Origin of the sequence: Sphaerospermopsis kisseleviana CS-549 (assembly GCF_028329225.1) — a bacterium.
GTDB classification, from domain to species: Bacteria; Cyanobacteriota; Cyanobacteriia; order Cyanobacteriales; family Nostocaceae; genus Sphaerospermopsis; species Sphaerospermopsis kisseleviana.
In genome coordinates this window covers 1-8354 of record NZ_JAQMTI010000041.1, presented here as the reverse complement: position 1 = coordinate 8354, position 8354 = coordinate 1, and the positions used below count along the sequence as shown (strand labels likewise).

Below are 8354 nucleotides of genomic sequence, written 5' to 3'. Positions count from 1 at the left end.
TGGGAACATAGAATACATAGGACGCATAGACAATCAAGTTAAAATTCGGGGCTTCAGAATTGAGTTAGGAGAAATAGAAGCGGTACTCAATCAACATCCTCAAATTCAGACATCATGCGTCATTGTCCGTGAAGACAACCCCACAGAAAAACGTTTAGTTGGGTACATAGTAGCGAAAAAAGACACAACACCAGAGCTTACAAGCATTCGTCAATTCCTGGTGAATAAACTGCCGGGGTACATGATACCATCAGCCTTAGTCAGATTGGAAAATCTGCCCCTGACACCCAACGGCAAAATAGACCGTCGCGCCCTACCAAAACCAGAATTAGACAGCACAATAGTAGAAAAATATGTAGCTCCACGCAACCCCATAGAAGAACTGCTAACACAAACCTGGTTACAAGTGCTAAAAGTAGAATCTGTGGGTGTAAATGACAACTTCTTTGAACTGGGGGGACATTCCCTACTAGCAACACAAATAGTTTCACGTATCCGCAAAATATTCCAAGTGGAACTACCATTAAATAAATTGTTTGCTGCCCCCACAGTCAGAGAACTAGCCCATATTATTACCCAATTACAACAAGACAAATTAGAACAGTCAACACCACAGCTGGTAGCAAGAGCCAAAGATGCAGACTTACCAATGTCTTTTGCCCAACAGCGTTTGTGGTTCTTAGACCAATTTGAGGCTAACAGTGTAGTATACAACATACCCACAGCTTTACATTTGCGAGGAAAATTGCAAATTACAGCATTAGAGCAAAGTTTACAAACAATTATTCATCGTCACGAAGCCTTACGTACTAATTTCACCAGCATTGACGGACAACCAATTCAAGTTATTAGAGAACAGAAAACAGGGAACAAGGAACAGGGAATAGTATCAATTGTTGACTTACAGCACTTAGGCAAAACAGAACAAGAAATAGCTGTAGAACAATTAACGCAACAACAAAAGATGACAGGATTTGAGTTAGAAACAGAAGCGTTAATTAGAGTACAGTTAATCTTAGTGAACCAGACAGAGCAAATATTGTTAGTGTGTATGCACCACATTGTTTCCGATGGTTGGTCAATGGGTGTGTTTTTCCAAGAACTGACACAGCTATATAATGCTTATTGTCAAAATCAACCTTCACCTTTATCAACCCTACCAATTCAGTACAGTGATTTTGCAATTTGGCAAAGACAATGGTTGCAAGGGGATGTACTACAAAATCAAATAACATACTGGGAACAACAACTCAAAGACGCACCAACCTTATTATCATTACCCACAGACCGCCCCAGACCTGCTGTACAGACTGTAGTTGGTGCAACTCATGAATTTTCCCTGTCAGTTGAGTTAACGGATAAATTGATCAAACTCAGTCATGATCAAGGTTGTACCCTATTTATGACCTTGTTGGCTGCTTATGACACCTTGCTTTATCGCTACACCGGACAATCAGATATTTTAGTTGGGTCGCCTATTGCTAACCGCGATCGCTCGGAAGTAGAAGGGTTAATTGGCTTTTTTGTCAATACTTTGGTAATGCGTAGTAATTTGGCGGGTAATCCCCGTTTTAGTGAATTGCTAACTCGTGTGAGGGAAATGGCAATAGGAGCTTACAGCCATCAACATTTGCCCTTTGAAATGCTAGTGGAAGCATTGCAACCAGAACGGGATTTATCCCATAGTCCACTATTCCAAGTCATGTTTAACCTGCAAAATGCTCCTGTGTCTGAGTTGGAGTTAAATGGGTTAACCGTTAGTTCAGTACCATTTAAAGGTGTGACAGCTGCATTTGATATGACCTTATTCATGCAGAACACTGCTACTTCGACTACGCTCAGTACAGGTAACGGACTGGTGGGAGTATGGGAATACAACACTGATCTGTTTGACCATAGCACCATCGAGCGCATGATTGGTCATTTTGTGACTTTACTGGAAGCAGTGGTGAATAATCCCCAAGAGCGTATTGACCAGTTGCCCATATTAACGGCAGTTGAGCGACAAAAGTTACTGGTGGAGTGGAATGATACTCAAGCTGATTATCCTGTAGGTAAATGTCTCCATGATTTATTTGAGCAACAGGTAGAACTAACACCGGATGCTGTAGCGGTGGTGTTTGATGATCAACAGTTGACTTATCAACAGTTAAACCAAAAAGCGAATCAATTAGCCCATTATTTACAATCTCTGGGTGTGGGTGCAGAGGTTTTAGTGGGAATTTATTTAGAGCGTTCCTTATCCATGACTGTAGCTTTGTTGGCAGTCCTCAAAGCTGGAGGCGGTTATGTTCCCCTAGATGTTGATTATCCCCAACAGCGATTAACTTACATATCCCAAGATTCACAAATTTCTGTACTGATCACACAAGAAAGTCTACTCAATTCCTTGCCAGTGGAAGGGGTGAAAGTTATTGTCTTAGATCAAGAATGGGAAGTATTCAATTCTCACAGTCCAGAAAACCCGGTCAGTGAAGTAGTAGCGGAAAATTTGGCTTGTGTATTGTATACTTCTGGTTCTACTGGCAATCCTAAAGGTGTGATGTTAACTCATGGAGCTTTGGTAAATCATAGCAGTGCCATTAGTGAAACCTTTGGTTTGACGAGTAGCGATGCCTACGGCGGGCAAAGCCAACGCGTTTTACAATTTGCTGCTTTTGGCTTTGATGTCGCACTAGAAGAAATATTCCCCACTTGGTTTAAAGGTGGAACAGTAGTATTAAGACCAACACAAATGTTTTCTTCCTTTGCCAATTTTGCCCAGTTTATAGAACAACAACAAATAACTGTTTTAACCCTGACTTCCGCTTATTGGCATGAATGGATGGTAGCAGTATCTCAATCATACTCCACCGTACCCCAAAGTTTACGGTTATTGACTGTGGGTGGAGATACTGTTTTACCGGAAACAGTGACAATGTGGCAGCAATTAGTAGGGGATAGAATAACTTGTTTAAATGCCTACGGTCCGACCGAAGCCTCGGTGACAGCGATAGTCTATGATGTGCGAAATTACCAACCAGAAAAAACTAATACAGTCCTCATCGGTCGTCCTGTAGATAATACAGAAATTTACATCCTGGATTCCAATTTACAACCAGTTCCCATAGGAGTTAAGGGTGAATTGTACATTGGTGGTGAGCGTTTAGCGCGGGGTTATCTCAACCGTCCAGAATTGACACACGAGAAATTTATTCTCAATCCGTTTAAAGATGGTAAATGGTTCGACTTCGCTCACCAACCATCCCATTACCTTTATAAAACAGGGGATTTAGCACGCTATTTACCCGATGGCAATATAGAATTTATTGGACGCATTGATGATGTAGTGAAAATCCGAGGTTTCCGTGTTGCACTGGGAGAAATTGAAAGTCTCTTAGTTCAACATCCTGATGTGATTTGTCAGGTTGTGATGGCAAGAGAAGACCAACCAGGTCATAAACAGTTGGTTGCTTATGTTGTCTCTGATAATCCATCCTTAACCCAAAATGAATTACAAAGCTTCTTGAAACAAAAGCTGCCAAATTATATGATTCCCACAGCTTTTGTGATGATGGAGGGTTTACCAGTCACGACTAATGGTAAAATAGACCGTCGCGCCTTACCCGCACCCTCCCAAGAGATTAACCTGAGCAACTTTGTGTTACCCAATACTCCCACACAAAAACTGATCGCAGATATTTGGAGCAGTGTTTTAGGAACAACACAATTAGGCATTCACAACAACTTTTTTGACATGGGGGGTAATTCTTTACGCGCTATGCAAGTGATGTCTTTATTAACAGAAACCTTGCAAATAGATTTACCCCTACGTTATTTGTTTGAAAACCCGACAGTCGCAGAACTAGCAGCCGGTTTTGATAGTTTACTCACCAGCCAGACGAATACCATTACTACCTCTAAGCTAGATTTAAAAGCAGAAGCAGTTTTAGATGCCAGTATTCAAATCCGTAAAGACGTTATATATAACGTCTCTACAGATTACAACAACAAACCTCAAGGAATCTTTTTAACGGGAGTGACGGGTTTTCTGGGTAGTCATTTACTTTATGAACTCCTGCAACAAACTGAGGAACCGATTATTTATTGTTTGATTCGTGCTACAGATATTGAAGAGGCACGACAAAAGCTAGAAAATCAACTGCAATTGTACAAACTCTGGTCAGAAGTTGACAGAAAACGTATTATTCCTGTGGTTGGAAATTTAGGGAAAAAATATTTAGGTCTTTCCACATCAGAATTTCAACAGTTAGCAAGTCAGATAGATGTTATCTATCATTGTGGTGCTTGGATTAATGTTATTTATCCCTACTCTGTTTTAAAACCTGCTAATGTGTTGGGAACGCAAGAAATCATTCGGTTAGCCAGTGAAATCAAAGTTAAACCTTTACATTACATTTCAACTACATCTGTTTTATCAGCAGCTACTCCTAATGAAGCAGGATTAATTTTAGAATCGGATCTTCTTGATCAATATCAAGTGTTAGAAAATGGCTATGTTCAAAGTAAGTGGGTAGCAGAGAAATTAGTGATGCAAGCTCGTGATTTAGGTCTACCTGTAGCTATTTATCGAGCATCAAGGATTACAGGAAGTACCAAAACAGGTATTAGTAATACAGATGATTTATTTTGCAGGTTAGTCAAGGGTTGTTTAGAAACAAGAATATTTCCTGATGTGCAGATGGAGGATAATTTGACTCCTGTGGACTATGTGAGTAAGATAATTGTTAATCTGTCAGGACAAAAGGAATCTTTAGGAAAGGCATTTCACCTAGTTAATCCTGAATCTACTACAATCAAGGATTTATTTCACTTGATTCGCTCTTTAGGATACCCTGTACAGATGATTCCTGTAGAGCAATGGCATTCAGAGATTTCACTGGAGAGTCAAATGTCTGATCCTGGTAATTTAAGAGTTTTGTCTCATATTATTCCCAAAATGGCGCTAGAGAATAGTCGCGAACCAGAGATTGACTATCAAAATACTATCAATGGTCTAGGGAATACTGATATTATGTATCCTATATTAGACCAAAATTTATTGAGGACTTATATTTCCTACTTCATAAGTAGCGGTTTTATCAATGACCAGTTAGTAACAGAGCAAATGGCATTTGGTCATAAGACTAACTAACCGTACAATGTCATGAGTCTGATAACCTCAAATTAATGGATGAAGGTACACAGGGGATCAGGGTGAAGGTTTTTTCTTACCCTTTCCCCTTTCACCTTTAACCAAGAAATATTAAATTGCTGCTTATACGTCAACTCAAAATTACAATATTGTTAAAATATGCAAGCTCAAATTTCCCGCGATCAACCTTTAAGCAATAATTATTCAGCTTTTACTCAATTTTGGAAAAATTTCCAATCTATTACCGAACCTTACTGGTATCCAAGTACATCAGGGGGAAGAGCATTTTCAGACGTGATTCGTTCATGGGGAATGCTTATTCTCTTAATAATACTTATAATTGGACTTGTTAGTTTAAATGTAGTTAGTAATTTTCTTTATCGCTACATAGTTGATATTACTATTACAGGAAAAGATGTTTCTCAGTTTTTTAATGTTGTATTGACTTATGCTATAACCCTAGCATTTGTAACAGCATTGGTAGGGTTTTCTAAGTTTGTAAGAAAGCAAATGGTACTAGAGTGGTATCAATGGCTAAATGATCACATTCTGGCAAAATATTTACATGAAAGAGCATACTATAAAATCAATTTTAAATCTGATATTGATAATCCTGATCAACGCCTCTCTCAAGAAATTGAACCTGTTATAAGTAATGCTTTGACTTTTTCAACTACCTTACTAGAAAAAATACTGGAAATCATAGCTTATATTATAATTATTTGGTCAATTTCAAAGCAAGTTGCAATTATTTTAGTAATTTATACTCTTTTGGGTAATATAGTTGCTGTCTACTTGACTCAACAAATAAATAAAATTAATCAAGAGGAACTTCAATCTAAGGCTGATTATAACTATTGTTTAACTCATGTTAGAGTTCATGCTGAATCAATAGCTTTTTTCCGGGGAGAAAAACAAGAGTCAAATATCATTGGAAAAAGATTTCAGCAGTTAATCAAGATTTCTAAACGGAGGATTGGCTGGGAAAGAAATCAAGACTTTTTTAATAGAGGATATCAAGCTGTAATCGAGGTATTTCCATTTCTAATACTCGGACCTTTATATATTACAAATCGGCTAGATTTTGGAGAAATTAGCCAAGCTTCTTTATCGGCATATCTTTTTGCTAATGCTCTAGCAGAATTAATCAATGAATTTGGCAGTTCAGGTAGGTTTTCTGTTTATGTGGAACGGTTGTCTGAGTTTTCTTCTGCTTTGGAACAAGTCGCTAAACAACCAGAAAATGCGAGTACCATCAAAACAGTAGAAGATCATCATATCACCTTTGAGAATGTAACTTTACAAACTCCCAATTATGAGAGAGTAATTGTGGAAGATTTATCACTTTCTGTACAACCGGGAGAAGGTTTATTAATTGTTGGTCCAAGTGGTAGAGGTAAAAGTTCTTTATTGAGGGCGATCGCTGGTTTGTGGAATGCAGGAACAGGTCGTTTAGTGAGGCCTCCTTTAGAAGAAGTGTTGTTTTTACCTCAACGTCCTTACATTATTTTAGGAACTTTGCGAGAACAGTTGCTTTATCCGTATACAGAACGAATAGTCAGCGATCGCGCACTCAAAGAAGTTTTAAAACAAGTTAATCTGGATAGTTTATTAAGTCGAGTAGATGGTTTTGATACTGAAGTTCCCTGGGAAAATATATTATCTTTAGGAGAACAACAACGTTTAGCATTTGCCAGATTGTTAGTTACTCAACCTGGTTTCACTATCTTAGATGAAGCTACCAGTGCTTTAGACTTAAATAATGAAGGTACTTTATATCAACAATTGCAAGCAACAAAAACAACATTTATCAGTGTCGGACATCGGGAAAGCTTATTTGATTATCATCAATGGGTTTTAGAACTTTCTCAAGATTCTAGTTGGCAACTTTTAACTGTGCAGGATTATCAACGTCGGAAATTACAATCATCTGCCATCATTCCTGATGAAAAAGCTGAAATTACAATAGATAATTTTGCCAATAATAAATCTCTAAATCAACCAAAAATAGCAACACCAGAAATAGTAAACCAAGCAAACCAAGCAAGTGTTATTACCGGACTTTCTCATCAAGAAATGCAGAAATTAATAGATTATTCACTGGGGACTGTGAGAACTAAAGCTAGTAAAGGTCAAACTATTACAACTCAAGATGGTTCTACCTACAGCTATAATAAAGACCCCAATGTTTTGAAATGGGTGAAAGTTTAGGGTGAAACAATTTATATCAAGTCCGGGTAATTACTGACGATATAAGTTGTTGGTTTTTGGTTAATAATTGCCTTTTCCCAATTACCAATTACCCATTACCAATTACCAGCCCCAACAGATATGATAAGTATTCAACAGGACATGATATTACAATGTTTTTGTTTTTGAGTTGTAGATTTTTTGAGGATACTTATTTTCAAAATAGGTAATAGCAACTTCACCTAATGCTTTAACTGCGGCCGCTCCCATTGCGGGTTGAACCACTGATCCAATACCAGGAATCAACCCGGCTATAATACTGCCCATATTAAACAGAAATTGTCCGCCACCCATGCCTATAATTGCTGCGGCCATTGCTCCAGCACCACTAGCAGGTATCAAATTCACATCATAAATTTGAGCAATTCTAGTGACTACAACACCCTGTACACCAGCTAAACTGGTTTGAAAGGCGATCGCACCAAGAGGAGAAATTCCTCCCGCAACTCCTGCTGTTGCTCCTGCTCCCATCATTAACCAAAGTTCATCTCTAGCTTGATCACGACAATATTTAGTCATAAAATCGGCAATTTCATCAAAAATATTTCTTGGATCATTAGGTTTTCAAACCTTTTATTGATGATATTCAGAAATTTTTAAACAAAATCTATCCCAGGGTATTGGTGGAAAGCTATTAAATTCCACGTAAGTATTCAGTAATCAGTAATCAGCTATTTTCTAGACAAAGACTGAATTACAGCGATTTTCAGGTAAATGAACCACATTTTTTAATCTCACGCAAAGACGCAAAGGAAGAAAGGAAGATAACAAGAAGGATGTGGTACAAATACATAAAAACTGCTGTAATAAGGATGCTCCTGTTTTGTCAAATTAGGGCTTGCTGAATAAACTCAAAACCTTGATAAATCAAGGGTTTCAGGTGGAAAATCAGGAAATCAGTGCAGGATTTTTCAGGGGTATACTCCTAAAAGCGTGCATTTTCCGGGTGAAATTTCAAAGAATTGGTTAC

The 8354-nt window shown here is 38.1% G+C and carries 3 protein-coding genes; 2 read left to right on the top strand and 1 reads right to left on the bottom strand.

Going from position 1 to position 8354, the window contains the following annotated elements; translation table 11 throughout:
- Positions 1-5134: non-ribosomal peptide synthetase (locus PN497_RS03045; protein ID WP_272109571.1), on the top strand; the 5134-nt coding region annotated here is incomplete at its 5' end.
- Between the two features lie 159 nt (positions 5135-5293).
- The gene (locus PN497_RS03040; RefSeq protein ID WP_096571787.1) at positions 5294-7345 is read left to right on the top strand and encodes an ABC transporter ATP-binding protein/permease; all 2052 of its coding nucleotides are present in this window, start codon (positions 5294-5296) and stop codon (positions 7343-7345) included.
- Positions 7346-7492: 147 nt separating this feature from the next.
- Here PN497_RS03040 and PN497_RS03035 read toward each other — a convergent pair whose 3' ends face one another.
- Positions 7493-7903, bottom strand: coding sequence for a hypothetical protein (locus PN497_RS03035; RefSeq protein ID WP_096571788.1), 411 nt, complete (start codon positions 7901-7903; stop codon positions 7493-7495).
- Positions 7904-8354: the final 451 nt, after the last annotated feature.